General features: G+C 73.0%; 19 protein-coding genes. All 19 read left to right on the forward strand.

Annotated features, from left to right (window positions below; genetic code table 11):
• Positions 1 to 16 precede the first annotated feature (16 nt).
• The 19 genes from rsmH (at position 17) to B4K29_RS14260 (ending at position 19,705) form a co-directional block, all read left to right on the forward strand.
• Entirely contained in the window at positions 17 to 1,063 is a 1,047-nt protein-coding gene (rsmH, locus tag B4K29_RS14170) for a 16S rRNA (cytosine(1402)-N(4))-methyltransferase RsmH (protein WP_029211449.1), read from the forward strand.
• On the forward strand, positions 1,060 to 1,626 hold the full coding sequence (locus B4K29_RS14175; RefSeq protein WP_239266410.1) for a hypothetical protein: 567 nt from the start codon (positions 1,060 to 1,062) through the stop codon (positions 1,624 to 1,626). Before rsmH ends, B4K29_RS14175 begins: the two co-directional genes overlap by 4 nt.
• A gap of 135 nt (positions 1,627 to 1,761) precedes the next feature.
• Positions 1,762 to 3,684, forward strand: a complete 1,923-nt coding sequence (locus B4K29_RS14180; protein ID WP_286967821.1) for a peptidoglycan D,D-transpeptidase FtsI family protein — start codon at positions 1,762 to 1,764, stop codon at positions 3,682 to 3,684.
• A gap of 11 nt (positions 3,685 to 3,695) precedes the next feature.
• Complete coding sequence (locus tag B4K29_RS14185; protein ID WP_029211446.1) at positions 3,696 to 5,312, forward strand: UDP-N-acetylmuramoyl-L-alanyl-D-glutamate--2,6-diaminopimelate ligase; 1,617 nt, start codon at positions 3,696 to 3,698, stop codon at positions 5,310 to 5,312.
• On the forward strand, positions 5,309 to 6,394 hold the full coding sequence (gene mraY / locus B4K29_RS14190; RefSeq protein WP_019287186.1) for a phospho-N-acetylmuramoyl-pentapeptide-transferase: 1,086 nt from the start codon (positions 5,309 to 5,311) through the stop codon (positions 6,392 to 6,394). The genes B4K29_RS14185 and mraY overlap by 4 nt, the downstream gene beginning before the upstream one ends.
• A gap of 5 nt (positions 6,395 to 6,399) precedes the next feature.
• Positions 6,400 to 7,911, forward strand: coding sequence for a UDP-N-acetylmuramoyl-L-alanine--D-glutamate ligase (gene murD / locus B4K29_RS14195; protein WP_376786863.1), 1,512 nt, complete (start codon positions 6,400 to 6,402; stop codon positions 7,909 to 7,911).
• The gene (locus tag B4K29_RS14200) at positions 7,908 to 9,152 is read left to right on the forward strand and encodes a peptidoglycan glycosyltransferase FtsW (protein WP_029211443.1); all 1,245 of its coding nucleotides are present in this window, start codon (positions 7,908 to 7,910) and stop codon (positions 9,150 to 9,152) included. Before murD ends, B4K29_RS14200 begins: the two co-directional genes overlap by 4 nt.
• Positions 9,149 to 10,306, forward strand: coding sequence for an undecaprenyldiphospho-muramoylpentapeptide beta-N-acetylglucosaminyltransferase (murG, locus tag B4K29_RS14205; protein WP_286967822.1), 1,158 nt, complete (start codon positions 9,149 to 9,151; stop codon positions 10,304 to 10,306). The genes B4K29_RS14200 and murG overlap by 4 nt, the downstream gene beginning before the upstream one ends.
• A 5-nt stretch (positions 10,307 to 10,311) precedes the next feature.
• Entirely contained in the window at positions 10,312 to 11,772 is a 1,461-nt protein-coding gene (murC, locus tag B4K29_RS14210) for a UDP-N-acetylmuramate--L-alanine ligase (RefSeq protein ID WP_029211441.1), read from the forward strand.
• Complete coding sequence (locus B4K29_RS14215) at positions 11,769 to 12,509, forward strand: cell division protein FtsQ/DivIB (protein ID WP_286967824.1); 741 nt, start codon at positions 11,769 to 11,771, stop codon at positions 12,507 to 12,509. Before murC ends, B4K29_RS14215 begins: the two co-directional genes overlap by 4 nt.
• A 172-nt stretch (positions 12,510 to 12,681) precedes the next feature.
• On the forward strand, positions 12,682 to 14,031 hold the full coding sequence (gene ftsZ, locus B4K29_RS14220; RefSeq protein ID WP_286967825.1) for a cell division protein FtsZ: 1,350 nt from the start codon (positions 12,682 to 12,684) through the stop codon (positions 14,029 to 14,031).
• Positions 14,032 to 14,133: 102 nt separating this feature from the next.
• Positions 14,134 to 14,880 (forward strand): peptidoglycan editing factor PgeF, encoded by a 747-nt coding sequence (gene pgeF, locus B4K29_RS14225; RefSeq protein WP_286967827.1) that lies wholly within the window; start codon positions 14,134 to 14,136, stop codon positions 14,878 to 14,880.
• Positions 14,880 to 15,635, forward strand: coding sequence for a YggS family pyridoxal phosphate-dependent enzyme (locus B4K29_RS14230; RefSeq protein ID WP_286967829.1), 756 nt, complete (start codon positions 14,880 to 14,882; stop codon positions 15,633 to 15,635). Before pgeF ends, B4K29_RS14230 begins: the two co-directional genes overlap by 1 nt.
• 42 nt (positions 15,636 to 15,677) lie before the next feature.
• Positions 15,678 to 16,235, forward strand: a complete 558-nt coding sequence (locus tag B4K29_RS14235) for a cell division protein SepF (protein WP_286967831.1) — start codon at positions 15,678 to 15,680, stop codon at positions 16,233 to 16,235.
• 147 nt (positions 16,236 to 16,382) lie between these two features.
• On the forward strand, positions 16,383 to 16,664 hold the full coding sequence (locus B4K29_RS14240) for a YggT family protein (protein ID WP_019287198.1): 282 nt from the start codon (positions 16,383 to 16,385) through the stop codon (positions 16,662 to 16,664).
• A 73-nt stretch (positions 16,665 to 16,737) separates the two neighbouring features.
• Complete coding sequence (locus B4K29_RS14245; protein WP_286967833.1) at positions 16,738 to 17,661, forward strand: DivIVA domain-containing protein; 924 nt, start codon at positions 16,738 to 16,740, stop codon at positions 17,659 to 17,661.
• 127 nt (positions 17,662 to 17,788) lie between these two features.
• Positions 17,789 to 18,214: a TraR/DksA family transcriptional regulator gene (locus B4K29_RS14250; protein ID WP_019287200.1), complete on the forward strand. Its 426-nt coding sequence runs from the start codon at positions 17,789 to 17,791 to the stop codon at positions 18,212 to 18,214.
• Positions 18,211 to 18,780 carry a signal peptidase II gene (lspA, locus tag B4K29_RS14255; protein WP_286967836.1) on the forward strand — a complete coding sequence of 190 codons (570 nt, stop codon included), beginning with the start codon at positions 18,211 to 18,213 and terminating at the stop codon, positions 18,778 to 18,780. The genes B4K29_RS14250 and lspA overlap by 4 nt, the downstream gene beginning before the upstream one ends.
• Positions 18,773 to 19,705: an RluA family pseudouridine synthase gene (locus tag B4K29_RS14260; protein ID WP_286967838.1), complete on the forward strand. Its 933-nt coding sequence runs from the start codon at positions 18,773 to 18,775 to the stop codon at positions 19,703 to 19,705. The genes lspA and B4K29_RS14260 overlap by 8 nt, the downstream gene beginning before the upstream one ends.
• Positions 19,706 to 19,796: the final 91 nt, after the last annotated feature.

The raw sequence follows: 19,796 nt of genomic DNA on the forward strand, positions 1-19,796 counted from the left end.
AGAGAGGAGGGCCGACGTGCAGCAGGACGACGCGCGCACCGGCGCCGAGGGACGTCACGTCCCGGTCCTGCGCGATCGCATCGTCGGCCTGCTCTCCCCGGCCCTGGCCCAGGACGTCGACGGCCGACGCCCGGTGTACGTCGACGGTACCCTCGGCATGGGTGGCCACGCCGAGGCGGTGCTGGCCGCCTGCCCGCAGGCCCGCCTGGTCGGCATCGACCGCGACACCGAGGCGCTGCGCCTGGCCGGCGAGCGGCTCGCCGCCTTCGGGGACCGCGTCGACCTCGTGCACGCCCGCTACGACGAGATCGGCGAGGTGCTCGAGGACCTCGACGTCGACGGAGTGCAGGGCGTGCTGCTCGACCTCGGCGTCTCCTCCCTGCAGCTCGACGAGGAGGACCGCGGCTTCGCCTACCGCGTGGACGCCCCGCTGGACATGCGGATGGACCAGTCCACCGGGACCACTGCCGCCGACGTGCTCAACACCTACGCCCACGGCGACCTGGCCCGCGTCCTGCGGACCTACGGCGAGGAGCGGTTCGCCAAGCAGATCGCCTCGGCCGTGCTCCGCGAGCGCGAGGTCGAGCCGTTCACCACGTCGGGCCGGCTCGTCGAGCTCCTGCGCCGCACGATCCCGGCGGCCTCGCAGCGGCAGAGCGGGCACCCCGGCAAGCGCACCTTCCAGGCCCTGCGCATCGAGGTCAACGGCGAGCTGGCCTCCCTCGAGGCCGCCCTGCCCGCCGCCGTGGACGCGCTCGCCGTCGGCGGCCGCCTGGCCGTCCTCTCCTACCACTCCCTCGAGGACCGGCTCACCAAGCAGGTCCTCGCCGCGGGAGCCCGCAGCACGTCGCCCCCCGGCCTGCCGGTCGAGCTGCCCGAGCACGCGCCATACCTGCGTCTGCTCACCCGCGGTGGCGAGGAGCCCGGCGACGACGAGACGCGCGACAACCCTCGCGCCGCGTCGGCCCGGCTCCGCGTCGCCGAGCGCGTCCGCACGTCCCCGCCCACCACCCGCCCCACCCGCGTCGACCGGCCAGCCCACCGGAAGGGACACCGTTCATGAGCCTGCTGCAGACCGTCAGCCCGCGCACGGCACCGACCCGCACCTACGATCGTCTCGTCGGGCAGCGTCCCCACCTGGAGGTCGTGCGCATGGCTGGCCGGAGAGCCTCCCAGGTCCCCTTCGTGGTCCTGGGAGCCGTGCTGCTGACGCTCGGTCTGCTCGCCGCCCTGCTCCTCAACATCACGCTGTCCCAGGGCTCCTACGCCCTCAACGACCTGCAGGACCGGTCCGCGACGCTGCGCGACCAGTCCGCCGCCCTGCGCCAGGACATCAACGCGGTCTCCTCGCCCAACCACCTCGCGACCAAGGCGCAGGAGCTGGGCATGGGGCCGGCGGACTCCCCGGCCTTCCTCGACCCCGTCACCGGCAAGGTGTCCGGCGTGGCGAAGCCCGCGACCAAGACCGCCGAATTTACCGTGGTGTCCGGCAGCCAGGCCGTCGCTCCGCAGGCTCGGCCCGACGACTCCACCATGGCCGCCGCGTCCGCCGTCTCGGGCCTCGGGCTTGGCAACGGGCTGGTGGGTGGCCTCGCCGGCCTGGCCGGCTCGGCCGCGACCCGCTGAGCCGCGTCGCAACCCGCCGATCGGGCCCGGGCGGTCGATGATGGTGTCGGCGGGCAGCGCCATACGCCATATGCAGGACCAGAAGCAGGCAGGACCGACGCGCCCGCAGGGCGCACGAAGGATCGAGGTGAGCGCGTGACCGCGACGCGACCCACCCGCAAGGGCGCCCGGGTCACCGGGTCCCGGGCGCGGATGCACCCCAGGCGTCGGGTCCGCTCGATGTTCATCGTGTCCCTCCTCGTGCTGACGGTCTTCGCCGCGCAGCTCGTGCGGCTCCAGGGGTTCGACGCCGCAGCGATGTCGGCCAAGGCCCTCGAGCAGCGCAGCGCCAAGCGCACCCTCCCCGCGGCGCGCGGGCAGATCACCGACAGCAACGGCACCGTCCTCGCCGAGTCGATCGAGCGCTACACCCTGATCGTCGACCAGCAGGCGGTCAAGGAGTACCAGAAGCGCCTCACCCCCAAGGGTCCCCGCACCAAGGTCGGCGCCCAGGGCGCGGCGGCCGACGTCGCCCCGCTCCTCGGGCTGCCGGTCGCGGACGTGCAGGCCCGGCTGAGCGGCGAGCGTCGGTGGTACCCCGTCGCCACCGACATGACGCCGGTGGCCTGGCGGCAGATCAAGAAGCTCGGCATCGGTGGTCTGTCCGCCGAGCTCACGACCAAGCGCGTCTATCCCGCCGGCACGGGCGCGGCCTCGCTCGTCGGCGCCATGACCAACGCCGGCGCCCCCGTGGGCGGCGTCGAGCAGCTGATGAACTCCGTCCTGGCCGGCAAGCCGGGGGAGCAGCGCTACGAGACGACCCCGTCCGGGCTCAAGATCCCGACCGGCAGCGAGTCCCACACTCCGGCCGTCCCCGGTCGCAACGTGCAGACCACCATCGACGCGGACCTGCAGTTCGTCGCGCAGAACGCCCTCGCGCGGGCCGTCACGCAGCGCGAGGCGCTCAACGGCTACGTCGTCGTGCAGGACGTCCGCACCGGCAAGCTGCTCGCCGTCGCCAACTACCCGACCTTCGACCCGGCCGACCTCGGCAGCCTCTCCCGGGGCGGCACCGTCTCCAACAAGGCCTTCCAGGAGAACTTCGAGCCGGGCTCGACCGCCAAGGTCATGACCATGGCCGCGGTGCTGCAGGAGGGCGTGGCCAAGGCGGATACCCCGGTCACGGTGCCGTCGGAGCTCCCGCGCTCGGACAAGGTGTTCAAGGACTCCTCCGAGCACGGGGTCCAGAAGCTCACGCTGAGCGGTGTGCTCGCGACCTCGTCCAACATGGGCACGATCCTGGCCGGTGAGAAGCTGCCGGTCAGCAAGGTCATGGAGTACTTCGGGAAGTTCGGCCTGGGCCACCTCAGCGGCATCGGCTACCCCGGCGAGCAGGCCGGCGTCGTGCCCAAGAACCCCACCGGGTCGCAGCGCTACACCGTGATGTTCGGGCAGGGCATGAGCCTCAACGCCGTCCAGTCCGCCAGCGTCTTCCAGACCATCGCCAACGGCGGGGTGCGCATCCCGCCGACGCTGATCAACGGGCAGACCGAGCCGGACGGCACCTACACCCCGGCGAAGGCTCCCGCGCAGCAGCAGGTCATCTCGGCCCCCGTGGCCAAGACGCTCGGCGAGATGATGGAGTCCGTCGTCTCCGACGAGGGCACCGCCGGTGCCTACGCCTCCATCCCGGGCTACCGGGTGGCCGGCAAGACCGGCACCGCCGACCGCTACGACGAGCAGGCCGGTCGCTACCTCGGCCACACCGCCTCGTTCATCGGGTTCGCGCCCGCCCACCAGCCCCGGTTCGTCGTGTCCTGCACCCTGCAGCGGCCGATCAAGGGGCACTACGGCGGTCAGACCTGCGGCCCGGTATTCACCGAGGTCATGAAGACCGCCCTGGAGAAGTACCAGGTCCCGCCGAGCGGCAGCCCCGCACCGCGGCTGCCTGCGACCTTCGACGGGTTCTCGCTGCACGAGGACAAGACTTCGACAGGCACGACCGGCTCGACCGGCTCGACCAGGTCGACTAGCCCGAGGAGCCCCGCGAGGACCCGCACGACCACGCAGGCACGATAGGTTCGTTCCTCGTGGCAACCCCCTTCCCCCGCCCTGCCCACGTCCGAGCCCTCGCAGCGACCGATCTCGCGCGCCGGCTCGACGGCGTCACCCTGCGGACCGTCTCCGGCGCCCCCGCGTCGGACCCGGCGGTCCGCGGCGTCACCCTCGACTCGCGGTCGGTCCGCGACGGAGACCTGTATGCCGCCCTGCCCGGCGCCAACGTCCACGGCGCCAGGTTCGTGGCGCAGGCCCTCGCTGCCGGGGCGGTGGCGGTCCTGACCGACGACGCCGGGGCGACCCTGGTGGGCGACGAGCTCGGGCCGGCGACCGGTGACCTCCCGCTGCTGGTGAGCCCCGATCCGCGGGCGGCGCTGGGACGCGCGGCCGCCGAGGTCTACGCGCGACCGGACGGGACGCGGCTCGACGTCTACGGCATCACGGGCACCAACGGCAAGACCACCACGGCCTACCTGGTCGACGGCGGACTGCACGCCCTGGGCCGCCGCACCGGTCTCGTGGGCACCGTCGAGACCCGCATCGGCGACGAGCGGCTGCGCAGCACCCGGACGACCCCCGAGGCCAGCGACCTGCAGGCGCTGCTCGCCGTCATGGCCGAGCGCGGTGTCGAGCGCTGCACCATGGAGGTCTCGAGCCACGCCCTCGTCATGCACCGGGTCGACGGCGTCGTCTACGACGTCGCGGCCTTCACCAACCTCTCGCAGGACCACCTCGACTTCCACGGCACGATGGAGGACTACTTCGCCGCCAAGGCGTCGCTGTTCACCCCGGAGCGCTCCCGCCGTGGCGTGGTCGTCGTCGACGACGCGTGGGGCAGGCGCCTGGCCGAGCGGGCCACCGTCCCCGTGACCACGGTGTCGGCCACCGGGGCGGACGCCGACTGGCACGTGCGAGACCTCGGCGACCGTGCCTTCCTGCTCACCGACGGCGGCGGGACCAGCCTCGAGCTCGTCTGCCCGCTGCCCGGCGACTTCAACCAGGTCAACACCGCCGTGGCCGCGCTCCTGCTGCACCTCGGTGGCGAGGACCTGGCCGAGGCCGCGCGCGCCGTCTGCGAGGACCCCCACGTGCCCGGCCGGATGGAACGCGTCGAGACCGGCCGGCCCGACCAGCCCCTGGCGGTCGTCGACTTCGCCCACACCCCCGAGGCGGTGGGGGCGGCCCTGCGGGCGCTGCGTCCCCAGACCCGGGGCCGGCTCGTCGTCGTGCTCGGCGCGGGCGGTGACCGGGACCCCGGCAAGCGGCCGCACATGGGTGCCGCCGCGGCCGCCGTCGCCGACCTCGTCGTGGTGACCGACGACAACCCTCGCTCGGAGGACCCGGCCGCCATCCGCGGGGCGGTGGCCGGCGGCATCTCCGACGCGCTGCAGGACCGGGTGCGGGTCGTGGCGGGTCGCTCCACCGCGATCCGCGAGGCCGTGGCCGCCACGTCCGGCGCCGACGACACCGTCGTGGTGCTGGGCAAGGGACACGAGCAGGGCCAGGAGATCGCCGGGCTGACCCACCCCTTCGACGACCGCGAGGAGCTCGGCGACGCGCTGCGCGAGCGCCGCGCCGGCACTCACCCCAAGGAGCGTGCACCTCACGTGGAGCCTGAGACTTCGACCCCCGAGGAGGCCACGCCGTGAAGGCCGTCCTGATCGCTGCCGGCTTCTCGTTGCTGGTCGCCCTGCTGGGCACCCCCGCCTACATCAACTTCCTGGTGCGCAAGCACTACGGCCAGTTCGTGCGGGACGACGGCCCGACGAGCCACCACACCAAGCGCGGCACGCCGACCATGGGTGGTGCCGTCATCATCCTGGCCTCGCTCGGTGCCTACGCGATGGCCCACCTGCTCACCTGGTGGCCCCCGTCGGCGTCCGGCCTGCTGGTGATGTTCCTGATGGCGGGGCTGGGCCTCGTCGGGTTCCTCGACGACTACATCAAGATCTCCAAGCAGCGCAGCCTGGGCCTGCGCTCGTGGCAGAAGCTCGCCGGGCAGGGGATCGTCGGCCTGATCTTCTCCCTGCTCGTCCTGCAGTTCCAGAACTCCCGGGGCCTCACCCCCGCCTCCACCGTCATCTCCTCCGTGCGCGACACGAGTCTCGACCTCGACGTGAGCTCGACCCTGCCCTGGGTGGGCGTCGTCCTCTTCGTCCTGTGGGCCAACCTCATGATCGCGGGCACCAGCAACGGCGTGAACCTCACCGACGGGCTCGACGGGCTGGCCACCGGCGCGAGCACCATGGTCTTCGCCGCCTACGTCATCATCGGCACCTGGCAGACCAACCAGAGCTGCGCGATCACGCCCAGCGCGGGGTGCTACGAGGTGCGCGACCCCCGGGACCTCGCCGTCGTGGCGGCCTGCCTCATGGGGGCGTGCTTCGGGTTCCTGTGGTGGAACGGCTCGCCGGCCAAGATCTTCATGGGCGACACCGGCTCCCTGGCCCTCGGCGGCGCGCTCGCCGGCCTGGCCATCTGCACCCGCACCGAGCTGCTGGTGGTGGTCCTCGGTGGGCTCTTCGTCCTCGAGGCGCTGTCGGTGATCATCCAGGTCGGGTCGTTCAAGACCACCCGCAAGCGCGTGTTCCGCATGGCGCCGCTGCACCACCACTTCGAGCTGCTCGGCTGGGCCGAGATCACCGTGGTCATCAGGTTCTGGATCATCGCCGGGCTCTTCGTGGCGCTCGGCATCGGGTTGTTCTACGCGGAATGGGTCGTGGGAGCGTGACGGACGTGCCAGCCGGCCAGGGCCGACCCGACGAGGACCCTCGAGACATCGCCTACGAGCCGCGTCCCGGCCTCACCCACAAGGACGCCGACTGGGCGGGCCTGCGCGTGCTGGTCGTGGGCCTCGGCCGCTCCGGCTTCGCCGCCGCCGACGCGCTGCGCGAGCGGCTCGCCGTGGTCACGGCATACAGCCCCGACGTGACCCCGCAGATCGAGGAGCACGCCCGCATCCTCGACATCCTCGGCGTGGACGTCCGCCTCGGCGACGACGCGACCGACGAGATCCCCGAGGGCACCGAGCTGGTCGTGACCTCGCCGGGCGTGCCGCCGCACAACCCCCTGCTCGTGCGGGCCGCCGAGGCCGGCATCCCCGTGTGGGGCGAGGTCGAGCTGGCCTGGCGCATGCGCCCCCGCGAGGGTGCGGCGCCGTGGCTCGTGGTCACCGGCACCAACGGCAAGACCACGACGGTGACGATGCTCGAGTCGATCCTGAGGCACTCCGGCGCGCGGGCGGTCGCCGCCGGCAACGTCGGGACGCCGATCATGGAAGTGATGCTGGACCCGACCCCCTACGACGTCGTCGCGGTCGAGCTCAGCTCCTTCCAGCTGCACTGGCAGCGCTCCCTGTCGCCCCTGGCCTCCGCCTGCCTCAACGTCGCCCCCGACCACCTCGACTGGCACGGGTCCTACGACGACTACCTCCGCGCCAAGGGCAGCGTCTACGACAACACCCAGGTGGCCTGCGTCTACAACGTGCAGGACCCCCAGACCGAGCTGCTGGTGATGGAGGCCGAGGTCGTCGAGGGGTGCCGGGCGGTGGGCTTCACCATCGGCGTCCCCGCCCCCGGCATGGTGGGCCTGGTCGACGACGTCCTCGCCGACCGCGCGTTCGTCGAGCAGCGCCACTCCAGCGCGGCCGAGCTCGGCACCCTGGCGGACCTGCAGGGGGACGCGCCCGACGTCGCTCCGCACTACGTCGCCAACGCCCTCGCGGCGGCGGCGCTCGCCCGCGCCTTCGGCGTCGGTCCCATGGCCGTGCGCGACGGGCTGCGCGCCTACCGGCCCGAGGCGCACCGCATCGCCGAGGTCGCGACGGTGGACGGCGTCCGCTACGTCGACGACTCCAAGGCCACCAACCCGCACGCGGCGGCGGCCTCCCTGGCCGCCTTCCGGCGCGTCGTGTGGATCGCCGGCGGGCTGCTGAAGGGCGCCGACGTCGAGGACCTGGTCCGCTCCCGGGCCGACCGGCTGGCCGGCGTCGTGCTGATGGGGCGCGACCGGGCCCGCATCGCCGAGGCCCTGGCTCGACACGCGCCCGATGTGCCCGTGGTCGACGTGGACAGCACCGACACTGGTGCCATGGCACGCGTCGTCCGCGAGGCCACCACCCTGGCCCAGCCGGGCGACGTGGTGCTCCTCGCACCGGCGGCCGCCTCCATGGACATGTTCGACAACTACGGTGCCCGCGGCGACGCCTTCGCCGAGGCGGTGCGCCGGCTCGGAGGGAGCACCGTATGACGACCCGCCCCGGAGCCTCGCCGACGGGTGCGTCCCGCGCGCGACGCACGGGGCGCGAGACCCTGCCCGACCGGGTGGTGGACTTCCTCGACAGCATCGACACCCCGCTCACGACCTACTACCTGCTGGCATCGGTCACCGCGGCCCTCACGATCGTCGGGCTGGTCATGTACCTCTCGGCCTCGAGCATCCGCAGCTACGACCTGTTCCTGCGCCAGCTGCTCTTCGCCGGCATCGGCCTGGTCCTGTGCGTCGTCGCCTCACGCCTGCCGGTGCGGGTGTGGAAGCGGCTGGCCTGGCCGGGGATCCTGCTGTCCCTGGCCCTGCAGGCGCTGATCTTCGTGCCGGGGCTGGGCCAGGAGTTCCAGGGCAACCGCAACTGGATCCAGGTGGCGGGCGTCCAGCTGCAGCCGTCGGAGTTCGCCAAGATCGCGATCGTGGTCTTCGGCGCGGCGATCCTCGACCGCAAGAAGGACCGCCTCGGGCAGTTCTGGCACGCGGTCATCCCGCTGGGCCCGGCGGCGGTGCTGCTGCTCGGCCTGCAGCTCGCCGGCAACGACCTCGGGACCGGTCTGGTGCTGCTCGCCATCGTCGCGGGCATGCTCTTCGCGGCCGGGGTGTCGGCGCGGTTCTTCGGCTTCGCGGCGCTGCTGGGCGTGGCCGCCGTGGCGGTCATGACGCTGACCAGCCGCAACCGGCTGGGGCGCATCGACGCCTGGATCGGCGACGGCTGCGCCACCAACTTCGACCTGTGCCGCCAGGTGGTCAACGGCAAGTACGCCCTGGCCGAGGGTGGCTGGTGGGGCAAGGGGCTGGGGGAGAGCGCCGAGAAGTGGGGCTGGCTCTCCGAGTCCCGCAACGACTTCATCTTCGCCATCATCGGCGAGGAGCTCGGGCTGCCGGGCACCCTCACCGTCCTGCTGCTGCTCGCCCTGCTCGCCTACGCGTGCTACCGCCTGGTGTTCCGGTCGCAGGACTTCTTCGTCCGCATCGCCTCGGCCGGGGTCCTGACCTGGCTGGTGGTGCAGGCCAGCATCAACATCGGTGCCGTGACCGGGCTCCTGCCCGTCATCGGTGTCCCCCTCCCGCTCATCTCCGGCGGCGGCACCGCCCTGATCTCCACCCTCACGGCGCTGGGCATGCTCATGGCCTTCGCCCGCGAGGAGCCCGGCGCCCGCGAGGCCCGCAGCCTGCGCCGCTCCCGGCCCGCCCGCGACGACCGCCCTAGGATCGACCGATGACCGCGACCCCGGCACCGACCCCGGCCCCGACCCCTCCCTCGGGCCGCCGAGCCGCCTCCGTGGTCCTTGCCGGCGGAGGCACGGCAGGGCACGTCTCGCCGCTCCTGGCGCTCGCGGACGAGCTCCGACGGCGCGACCCCAACGTGCGCGTCACGGTGCTCGGGACGGCCACCGGGCTCGAGACGCGGCTGGTCCCCCAGCGCGGCTACCCCCTGCGGACCATCCCCAAGGTCGCGTTCCCCCGCAAGCCCTCGGCGGCGCTGCTCCGGCTGCCGCAGTCCCTCAAGGCGGCGGTCGACGCGGCCGGCGCGATCCTCGACGAGGTCGACGCGGACGTGGTCGTCGGCTTCGGCGGCTACGTCTCGACCCCCGCCTACCTCGCAGCCCGGCGCCGGGGCCTGCCTATCGCCATCCACGAGCAGAACGTCCGCCCCGGCCTGGCCAACCGGCTCGGGGCCCGCCTCACGCGGTTCGTCGCGACGACCTTCGCCGCCACGCGGCTCCCCGGGGCCCGCCATCTCGGGATGCCGCTGCGCACCGAGATCTCTGGTCTCGACCGCCCCGCCCGGCGCGCCGAGGCGCTCGAGCACTTCGGCCTGGACGCGGACGGCGGTCCGGTCGTCCTCGTGACGGGCGGGTCGAGCGGCGCCAAGCGCCTCAACGACACCTTCGCCGCCCGCGTGCGCGAGCTGTCCGACGCGGGGATCCAGGTGCTGCACGTCACCGGGACGGGCAAGACCTTCGAGCCGGCGGCCCTCGGCGACGGCGCGCCCTACGTCGTGCGCGAGTACTCCGACCGCATGGACCTGGCCTTCGCCGCCGCCGACCTCGTGGTCTCCCGGGCCGGCGCGGGCATGGTGTGCGAGCTGACGGCCGTGGGCCTGCCCGCGGTCTACGTCCCCCTGCCCATCGGCAACGGCGAGCAGCGCTTCAACGTCGCCGAGGTCGTGGCCGCCGGCGGCGGCCTGGTCGTGGACGACGCCGAGCTGCTCCCCGCCTGGGTCGACCGCGTCCTGGTGCCGCTGGTCCGGGACCGGGAGCGACTGGACCTGATGGCGACCGCCGCCTCCCAGGTCGGCACCCGCGACGGCGACCGCCGGCTCGCGGACCTGGTCGAAGAGGCGTTTGCCTCCACGTCACGAGAGGGTCGGTGACGTCGATGAGCGTCCACCAGGACCGGTTCGACTTCACGGCCCCCGTCGTCCCGATCTCTGAGCTGGGAAGCGTGCACGTGACCAACGTCGGGGGCGCGGGCATGTCGGCCGTGGCTCGGGTGCTCCTCGGCCGTGACGTGCCGGTGAGCGGGTCCGACCCCAAGGACCTGCCGGTGCTGGACGCGCTGCGCCAGGCGGGCGCCGACGTGCACGTGGGTGCCCGGCCCGAGTCCGTGGACCAGGTCGACACCGTCGTCGTGTCCTCGGCGACCCGAGAGACCGATCCCGAGCTGGCCCGCGCCCGTGGGCTGGGCAAGCGCGTCCTGCACCGGTCGCAGGCGCTGGCCAGCGCCGCCGACGCCCGTCGGGTGGTGGCCGTGGCCGGTGCCAACGGCAAGACGACGACGACGTCCATGCTCACCGCGCTGCTGATCGACGCGGGCGCCGACCCGTCCTTCGCCATCGGGGGCGAGCTGGCCGGGCTCGGCACCAACGCGCACGCCGGCGGGGGAGAGGCCTTCGTGATCGAGGCCGACGAGTCGGACGGCTCCTTCCTCGTCTACCACCCCGAGGTCGCGATCGTCACCAACGTGCAGCCCGACCACCTCGACCACTACGGCACCTTCGAGGCCGTCCAGGACGCCTACCTCGACTTCGCCCGCAGCATCCGCCCGGGCGGGCTGCTCGTGGCCTGCGCCGACGACGCCGGGTCGGCGGCGCTCGCCCGTCGCGCCTCCGACAGCGGGGTGCGCGTCCTCACCTACGGCACGGACGTGTCGGCCGACGTGCGGGTGCTCGGGCACGAGGTGGACGGCTTCCGCACCGTGGCCCGCGTCCTCGACGGCGACGAGGAGGTGCGGCTGGCGATCGCCATACCGGGCGCGCACAACGTCCTCAACGCCACGGCCGCGTATGCCGCCGCCCACCACGGCCTCGGGGTCGGGGCGGACCGCGCGGCCACCGGTCTCGGGGCCTACACCGGCACGCGGCGCCGGTTCGAGCTCAAGGGAGAGATCGGCGGCGTCACCGTGGTCGACGACTACGCGCACAACCCCGGCAAGGTCGCTGCCGTCGTCGGCACCGCCGCGGGGCTCGTGCAGCGACCCGCGCGGCTCGTCGTGGTCTTCCAGCCGCACCTGTACTCCCGGACCCAGGACTTCGCGGTCGAGCTCGCCGCGGGGCTACGCCCGGCGGACGTCGTCGTCGTCATGGACGTCTACGCCGCGCGCGAGGACCCCGTCGACGGGGTCTCCGGAGCCCTGGTCGCCGACGCGGTCCGGGACCTGGCGGCCCGCGACGGTGGCCCCTCCTGCGAGGTGCACTACGTCGCCGGGTGGCCCGAGGCGGCCCCGCTGGCCGCGGGACTCGCGCGGGCCGGTGACCTCGTCCTGACGGTCGGCGCGGGCGACGTGACGCAGCTGGGTCCGCAGATCCTCGCAGCCGTGGAGGAGGGCGTCCGCCGGTGAGGATCCGTCGTCCCGGCGGCCGCGGCGAGGGTGGGTCGTCGCGAGCCCGGTTCGAGGACCGGGCTCGCAGTGCCCGGCGTCTGCGCTGGCGTCCGATCCTGCTCACCCTCCTCGCCGCGGTACTGGTGGCCGGCCTCGTCTACGTCGTGTGGTTCAGCTCGGTGCTGGCCGTGCGCTCCGTCGTGGTCGAGGGCGTGCAGGGGTCGCAGGCCGAGGCCGTCCGCCGCGCCGCCGACGTGCCCCTCGGGGTCCCCCTCGCCCGGGTCGACCTCGAGGGCCCGGGGCAGCGGGTGACGCGCTCGCCCCTCTACGCCTCGGTCGACGTGGCCCGGCGGTGGCCGAGCACCGTCCTGGTGCGCGTGGAGCCTCGACGTCCGGTCCTCGCCCTCGACCGAGGGGGTGACGTCCAGCTGGTCGACGGCCAGGGCGTCGCCTACCTCACCGCTCCCGAGGCGCCCAAGGATGTGCCGGTCGTGACCAGCCAGGGCGCAGCCACCCCCGAGGGTCTCAAGACGGCCATCTCGGTCCTGTCGGCCCTGCCGCCGGAGCTGCGCTCGACCGTGTCGGCCGTGCGGGTCGAGGGCCCCAGCATGGTGACCTTCCAGGCCGGCAAGACCAAGGTGCTGTGGGGGGACAGCACTGAACCTCAGCTGAAGGTCAAGGTGCTGTCGACCCTGCTGAAGGGCGCTCCTGCCACGGTCAACGTCAGCGCTCCGCACGCGCCTGCCACGACCTGACGCGATCGCTGGGCCATCGCTGGGCCATGCGGGTGGCAACACGCCTGGTCGAAGGTTGCTCCGTGCGACGGACAGGACGTACCTTTCTCTCGACGCTCTATAACAGAACCATAACCTTGCACTCAACCTTTAGGGTTAAGGGTTGGTTGCCCCCAGCAGGAGAGGCCCCACCGTGGCAGCACCACAGAACTACCTGGCCGTCATCAAGGTCGTCGGCATCGGCGGCGGCGGTGTCAACGCGATCAACCGCATGATCGAGGTCGGCCTCAAGGGGGTCGAGTTCATCGCGATCAACACCGACGCGCAGGCCCTCCTGATGAGCGACGCGGACGTCAAGCTCGACGTGGGGCGCGAGCTGACCCGCGGGCTGGGTGCCGGGGCGGACCCCGAGGTCGGCAAGAAGGCCGCCGAGGACCACGCCCAGGAGATCGAGGAGGTCATCCAGGGCGCCGACATGGTCTTCGTCACCGCAGGCGAGGGCGGCGGCACCGGCACCGGTGGCGCGCCCGTCGTCGCCAAGATCGCCCGCAACCTCGGTGCGCTCACCATCGGCGTCGTGACCCGTCCGTTCACCTTCGAGGGCCGTCGCCGCGCCAACCAGGCCGAGTCCGGCATCGGCAACCTCCGCGAGGAGGTCGACACCCTCATCGTCATCCCCAACGACCGCCTGCTGTCGATCAGCGACCGCAACGTCTCCATGCTCGACGCCTTCCGCAGCGCCGACCAGGTGCTGCTGTCGGGTGTCCAGGGCATCACCGACCTCATCACGACGCCGGGCCTGATCAACCTCGACTTCGCCGACGTCAAGTCCGTCATGCAGGGCGCCGGGTCGGCGCTCATGGGCATCGGCTCGGCCCGTGGCGAGGACCGCGCCGTCCAGGCGGCCGAGCTCGCGATCTCCTCGCCGCTGCTCGAGGCCAGCATCGACGGCGCCTACGGCGTCCTGCTGTCCATCCAGGGCGGCTCGGACCTCGGCCTGTTCGAGATCAACGAGGCGGCTCGCCTCGTGCAGGAGGCCGCGCACCCCGAGGCCAACATCATCTTCGGATCCGTCATCGACGACGCCCTCGGCGACGAGGTCCGCGTGACCGTCATCGCCGCCGGCTTCGACGGCGGCGACCCCCAGCCCCGCCGCGAGGAGCCGGCCCAGCGCCCCGCGCAGCAGCCCGCGCAGCAGCAGACCCAGCAGCGTCCGGCCCCGCAGCCGGTCCAGCAGCAGCGTCCCGTGCAGCAGCCGGTGCAGCAGCGTCCGGCGCCGCAGCAGCCGCAGCGGGCCCAGGGTCAGCAGCCCCAGCAGCCCCAGCAGCCCCAGCAGTCCCAGCAGCAGGGTCAGCCCTCGCAGCAGCAGGCCCAGCCGGTCCAGCAGCAGGGACAGCCCCAGCAGCAGCCGCAGCAGGGCACGCCCGGGCAGGTCCGCCCGGCCGAGCAGCAGCAGGGCGAGCAGCAGCCCCAGCAGCGCCCCCCGCGCCAGGTGACCTACGACGACGCCGCCGACCTGGACGTCCCGGACTTCCTGAAGTAGGGAGGGACTCGGCCCGTGAGCCTCCTCACGGAGCCGGCGCCCCGATCCACGTGAGGCCCCCGCCGACCCGGCGGGGGCCTCGCGTGCCGCTACCCTCGTGGGGTGTTCGCCCACCAGCAGCAGGACGGGCCCGTGTGGCGGGCCTTCACCGACGCCCATGACGGCGTGAGCGACGCGCCGTACACCGCCGGCCGCGACGCCGCCGGAGGCCTCAACCTCGGCAGCCACGTCGGCGACGACCCCACCGCCGTGAGGTCCAACCGGCGCCGGGTCGCCGAGGCGGCTGGGGTCGCTCCGGAGGCGCTGGTCCTCGTCGACCAGGTGCACGGCGCCGAGGTCGTCCAGGTCGACGGACCCTGCCACGGGTCGGCCGGTGAGGCCGACGCGATGGTGACCTCCCGGGCTGGACTGGCCCTGGCCGTGCTCGTGGCCGACTGCACGCCGGTGCTGCTCGCCGATCCGGTGGCGGGTGTCGTGGGGGCCGCCCACGCCGGACGTCCCGGGATGCTGGCCGGTGTGGTGCCCGCGACGGTGGCCGCGATGCGCGACCTCGGGGCGCGCACCATCAGCGCGGTGGTGGGCCCGTCGGTCTGCGGTCGCTGCTACGAGGTGCCCGCCGAGATGCAGCAGGCGGCCGCGAGGGTCGTCCCGGAGGTGCTGGCCCGCACCTGGGCCGGGACCCCATCGATCGACGTGGCCACCGGCGTCGTGACCCAGCTCGCCGGGCTGGGGGTCGCCGTGACGTGGGTTCCCGGCTGCACCTACGAGGACGCCCGCTACTACTCCTACCGCCGCTCCGGCACGACCGGACGGTTCGGGGGAGTCGTGCTGCGACGCGAGGTGGCCTGATGACGGACGCACGCTCGGTCGAGCTCCGCGACGCCCTTGCCCGCGTCGAGGAGCGGATCGTCGCCGCCTGCTCCGCGTCCGGCCGTGACCGGGGCGACGTGCAGCTCGTGGTCGTCACGAAGTTCTTCCCCGTCGAGGACGTCCGCCGCCTGCTCGCGCTGGGCGTGACAGACGTCGCGGAGAACAAGGCGCAGGAGGCCTCCGCCAAGCTGGAGAGGCTGACCGCTGACGAGCGTGCCGCCCTCACCGTGCACTTCGTCGGTCAGCTGCAGACCAACAAGGCCCGTCAGGTGGCCGCCTGGGCCGACGTCGTCCACACCGTCGACCGGGCCCGTCTCGTCGCGGCCCTCGACCGGGGAGCCGAGCAGGCCGGGCGCGACCTGGACGTGCTGCTGCAGGTGGATCTGGACGCGCCAGGGGAGGCCGACGAGCAGGGCCACGCCGACGGCGGCCACCGCGCCTCGGGGTCCCGCGGCGGGGCACCGGCGGACGGCATACCGGCCCTCGCCGACGAGGTCGGCCGGGCGGAGCACCTCGAGCTGCGTGGCGTGATGGCGGTCGCACCTCGCGACGGAGACCCGGAGCGGGCCTTCGCCGCCCTGGCCCGCGTCGCCGACGAGGTGCGGTCCGCTCATCATCGTGCGACCCTGGTGTCCGCCGGGATGAGCGGCGACCTCGAGCAGGCCGTCGCCCACGGAGCGACACACCTGCGTGTCGGGTCGGCAATCCTCGGGCCCCGCCCGGCGCCCCGGTAGCGTTCGGCACGACGTGACCGACGACTGAGCAGGAGATGCGCGATGGCTGGGGCGCTGCGCAAGACCATGGTGTACCTCGGACTGGCCGAGGACGACGACTACGACACCTACGACCGCCAGGAGGCTGGGGCCCGCGACTCGCGCCCGGCCGAGGCGCACAAGCCCGAGCCGGCCCGCCGGGAGCCGCACCTCGTCGAGGCCCGGTCCGACGACCGTGCGGGCGCGACGGCGGTCCGCGAGGAGCACCGTGCCTCCGTCGCCCACCTGCCCCAGCGCACCCCCGTGGCGCGCGTCGTCCGCGACCCGGAGGTCGGCCCGATGAACCGCATCACGACGATCCACCCCCGCACCTACAACGAGGCCAAGACCATCGGCGAGTCCTTCCGCGAGGGCACGCCGGTCATCATGAACCTCGGTGACATGGCCGACGACGACGCCAAGCGCCTCGTCGACTTCGCCGCCGGCCTGGTCTTCGGTCTCAACGGAGCCATCGAGCGGGTCACGAGCAAGGTCTTCCTGCTCACCCCGCAGCACGTCGAGGTCTCCTCCGAGGAGTCCGAGGCGCCGCAGTCGACGCGCGGCTTCTTCAACCAGAGCTGAGCCACCCGTACCGCCCGGCCCCAGCCGGGCGAAGGCGCAGGCCCCCGGGAACGCCACGGGGTCCTGCGCCGTTGTGCTGGACGGCGACCCGCACCCGACGACGACCGCCCCGGACACCCGGGTCGGTGGCAAAGGACCTCCGTAGACATGAGCATCCGTGGCCTGCTGCTGAACCTCCTGTGGCTCTACTGGCTGGTGCTGATGGCCCGGCTGGTCCTCAGCTATGTCGTGATGCTGGCGCGCGACTGGCGACCCCGCGGGGTGGTGCTCGTCCTGGTCGAGGGCGTGTACTCGCTCACGGACCCGCCACTGCGGGCACTGCGCCGCGTGATCCCGCCCCTGCGGCTGGGAGGCATCGCCCTCGACCTGGCCTTCATGGTGCTGTTCCTCATCGTGATCGTCCTCATGCAGGTCGTGGCCAGGGTGTAGGTTTTCCGACGAATGGCCCCGGGGACCTTGGTGGTTCCGGGCCCGACCGCACGACGAACGAAGAGGTGGACACATGGCGCTCACGCCTGATGACGTGCTCAAGAAGAGTTTTGGGGCGACCCAGTTCCGACGGGGCTACGACGAGCGCGAGGTCGACGACTTCCTCGACGAGGTGGTCAGCGAGCTGCGTGACCTGATCGCCGAGCGCGACGACTACAAGCGCAAGTACGAGGAGACGGCTCGCAGCAAGGGCCAGACCCCGGTGCCGGCCAAGGGCCGGGCCGCCGCGGCGCCCTCCGCCGAGCTGGACAAGCTCCGGGCCGAGGTGGCCGCCGCCAACAAGCGCGCCGACGAGGCGACCCGCCAGTCCGCCACGGGTGGTGGAGCGACCAGCGCCGCGGCCCGCACCGAGGTCACCCAGCTGCGCCAGCGGCTCCAGGCCGTCGAGAAGGACCTCGAGTCGACCCGCACCGAGCTGACCAAGGCCCGGTCGGCCGCCCAGCAGGCCCAGCAGACGAAGGCTCCGGAGAAGTCCGGCGACGCCGACGAGGCTGCGGGCCTGATCGCCCTGGCCCAGCGACTGCACGACGAGCACGTCGCCAAGGGCAAGGCGGAGCACGAGCGGCTCCTGACCGAGGCGCGCCAGCAGCGCGAGACGCTGATCGGCGAGGGCACCCGCAAGCGCGAGGAGCTCGTCACGACGGCGCAGCGCCGGCACGACGAGCTCGTCGCCGAGGGCCAGGAGCGCCACAAGAAGCTCATCGCGGACGGCACCACGCAGCACGAGACGATGATCGGCGAGGCGACCAAGCAGCGGGAGAGCATCCTCGCGACCCTGGTCTCCGAGAAGGCCACGCTCGAGCAGGCGGTCGCCTCCCTGCGGGCCTACGAGGTCTCTTACCGCGACAGCATCAAGGCCTTCCTCACGACTCAGCTGCAGGAGGTGGAGCAGGCCCGCCTCGCTCCGGAGCAGCAGCAGCCTCCGCAGCAGCACTGAGACAACGAGGCACGTCTGTCGCACAGGGGGTCGAACGGCTACCCTGTGCAGACCTCGCACGCCGTTGGCGTGACGAGTCGGTCGGCGCCGGGGGGCGTCGACGTCACCACGAGCAAGTGAGGGCATCATGGCTGGCAAGTCCGGAGGGCAGTCGACGACCGCGACCTCGACCAAGGGCACCGCTGACGACGCCACCTGGTCGACGGCCGAGGTGGCGGAGCTGCGCGAGACCCTGCAGGGTGAGATCGACCGGCTGACGCGGGAGCTCGCCGAGGCCCAGACCGACCTGGTGGACCTGGTGCAGGACACCCAGGACATCGTGGGTGACGACCAGGCCGACGTGGGGTCCAAGGCGATCGAGCGTGAGCACGAGGCCGCCATGGCGGCCAACACGCGCGACGTCCTCGCGCAGTACCAGCACGCGCTCGAGCGCGTGGACGCGGACCTGCAGGGCGTGTGCGAGAGCTGCGGCGGGGTCATCCCCAAGCTGAGGGTCCAGGCCTTCCCGCGCGCCACGCTGTGCGTGGCGTGCAAGTCCGCGCAGAAGCGGTGACCTCACCCATCGACGACGACGCACGCGACGCCGGGGCGACCCGCGCGTCGCGGCGTCGTGTCTGGCCCCTGCTCGTCCTGCTGGCCGTCCTGACCTTCGCCGCCGACCAGGCGAGCAAGGTCTGGGCGCTGGGCGCGCTCGTGCCGGGCGCGCCGCGCGACCTGCTGGGGTCGTTCCTGCGGCTCAACCTCATCTTCAACTCCGGCGCGGCGTTCTCGCTCGGCGCCGGGACGACCTGGCTGCTGACCATCGTCGCGGTGGTCATCGGGGTGCTGGTCGCCTGGCACGCCCGCCGCATCGTCAGCGTGCCGTGGGCCGTCGCGGGGGGCCTGGTGCTGGGCGGCCTGCTCGGCAACCTCTACGACCGGCTGTTCCGGCCCCCGTCCTTCGGCCAGGGCCACGTCGTGGACTTCCTCGACTACAACGGGTTCTTCATCGGCAACGTCGCGGACATCGCGATCGTCGCCGCAGCGATCCTCGTCGCGCTGCTGTCCTTCCTCGGGATCTCCTACGACGGCACCCGGGCCACCGACCACGCCCCGTCCGAGGAGGACACCCATGCCTGACGTCCGGATGCTGCCCGTCCCCGACGGCCTCGAGGGCGAGCGCGTCGACGCCGCCGTCTCCCGCCTCTTCGGGGTGTCCCGCACCAAGGCGGCCGAGCTCGCCGCGGACGGCCACATCCAGCTCGACGGCCGCGCCGCGGGCAAGTCCGACCGGGTCACCGCCGGGGCCTGGCTCGAGGCCACCCTCCCCGACCCGGTGTCCGAGGACGCGCCGGCCGTCGTGCCGCGCGAGGTCCCGGGCCTCGCGATCATCCACGACGACACCGAGATCGTCGTCGTGGACAAGCCCGCCGGCTGCGCCGCGCACCCGAGCGTCGGCTGGGACGGTCCGGACGTCGTGTCCGGGCTCGCCGCCGAGGGCTACCGCATCTCGACGTCGGGCGCGGCCGAGCGCCAGGGCATCGTGCAGCGCCTCGACGTGGGCACCACCGGCCTGATGGTGGTGGCCAAGTCCGAGCGGGCCTACACCGTGCTCAAGCAGGCCTTCCGCGACCGGACGGTCTCCAAGACCTACCACGCGGTCGTGCAGGGCCTGCCGGACCCCATGGTCGGCACCATCGAGGCGCCCATCGGCCGGCACCCCAACCACGACTGGAAGTTCGCGGTCCGCCAGGAGGGCCGCCACTCGGTGACCCACTACGAGGTGCTCGAGGCCTTCCGCCACGCGTCGCTGCTCGAGATCCACCTCGAGACCGGACGCACGCACCAGATCCGCGTCCACTTCAGCGCCCTGCACCACCCCTGCGTCGGCGACCCCCTCTACGGCTCCGACCCGGTCCTGGCCCGGCGCGTCGGCCTGGACCGGCAGTGGCTGCACGCCCGCGAGCTGGGCTTCACCCACCCCGGCAGCGGCGAGTGGGTCACCTACCAGAGCCCCTACCCGGCCGACCTGCAGCGGTCGCTGGACCTGCTCCGCGAGAGCTGACCGAGACGCCTGACGGCGGCCCGTCGAGGCGGCGGGACGGCATACGGGATGTCCGGGAGGGGTCTGTCGGACCGCGGGCATAGACTGCCGC

The organism is Arsenicicoccus sp. UBA6765 (genome assembly GCF_002453335.1).
Lineage (GTDB): Bacteria > Actinomycetota > Actinomycetes > Actinomycetales > Dermatophilaceae > Arsenicicoccus > Arsenicicoccus bolidensis.

Excerpts from the sequence above, each read along its gene's own strand:
- B4K29_RS14175 (WP_239266410.1), top strand. The coding sequence starts at position 1,060 with ATGAGCCTGCTGCAGACCGTCAGCCCGCGCACGGCACCGACCCGCACC.
- B4K29_RS14200 (WP_029211443.1), top strand. The coding sequence starts at position 7,908 with ATGACGACCCGCCCCGGAGCCTCGCCGACGGGTGCGTCCCGCGCGCGA.
- murG (WP_286967822.1), top strand. The coding sequence starts at position 9,149 with ATGACCGCGACCCCGGCACCGACCCCGGCCCCGACCCCTCCCTCGGGC.
- murC (WP_029211441.1), top strand. The coding sequence starts at position 10,312 with ATGAGCGTCCACCAGGACCGGTTCGACTTCACGGCCCCCGTCGTCCCG.
- B4K29_RS14230 (WP_286967829.1), top strand. The coding sequence starts at position 14,880 with ATGACGGACGCACGCTCGGTCGAGCTCCGCGACGCCCTTGCCCGCGTC.
- B4K29_RS14235 (WP_286967831.1), top strand. The coding sequence starts at position 15,678 with ATGGCTGGGGCGCTGCGCAAGACCATGGTGTACCTCGGACTGGCCGAG.
- B4K29_RS14240 (WP_019287198.1), top strand. The coding sequence starts at position 16,383 with ATGAGCATCCGTGGCCTGCTGCTGAACCTCCTGTGGCTCTACTGGCTG.
- B4K29_RS14245 (WP_286967833.1), top strand. The coding sequence starts at position 16,738 with ATGGCGCTCACGCCTGATGACGTGCTCAAGAAGAGTTTTGGGGCGACC.
- B4K29_RS14250 (WP_019287200.1), top strand. The coding sequence starts at position 17,789 with ATGGCTGGCAAGTCCGGAGGGCAGTCGACGACCGCGACCTCGACCAAG.
- B4K29_RS14260 (WP_286967838.1), top strand. The coding sequence starts at position 18,773 with ATGCCTGACGTCCGGATGCTGCCCGTCCCCGACGGCCTCGAGGGCGAG.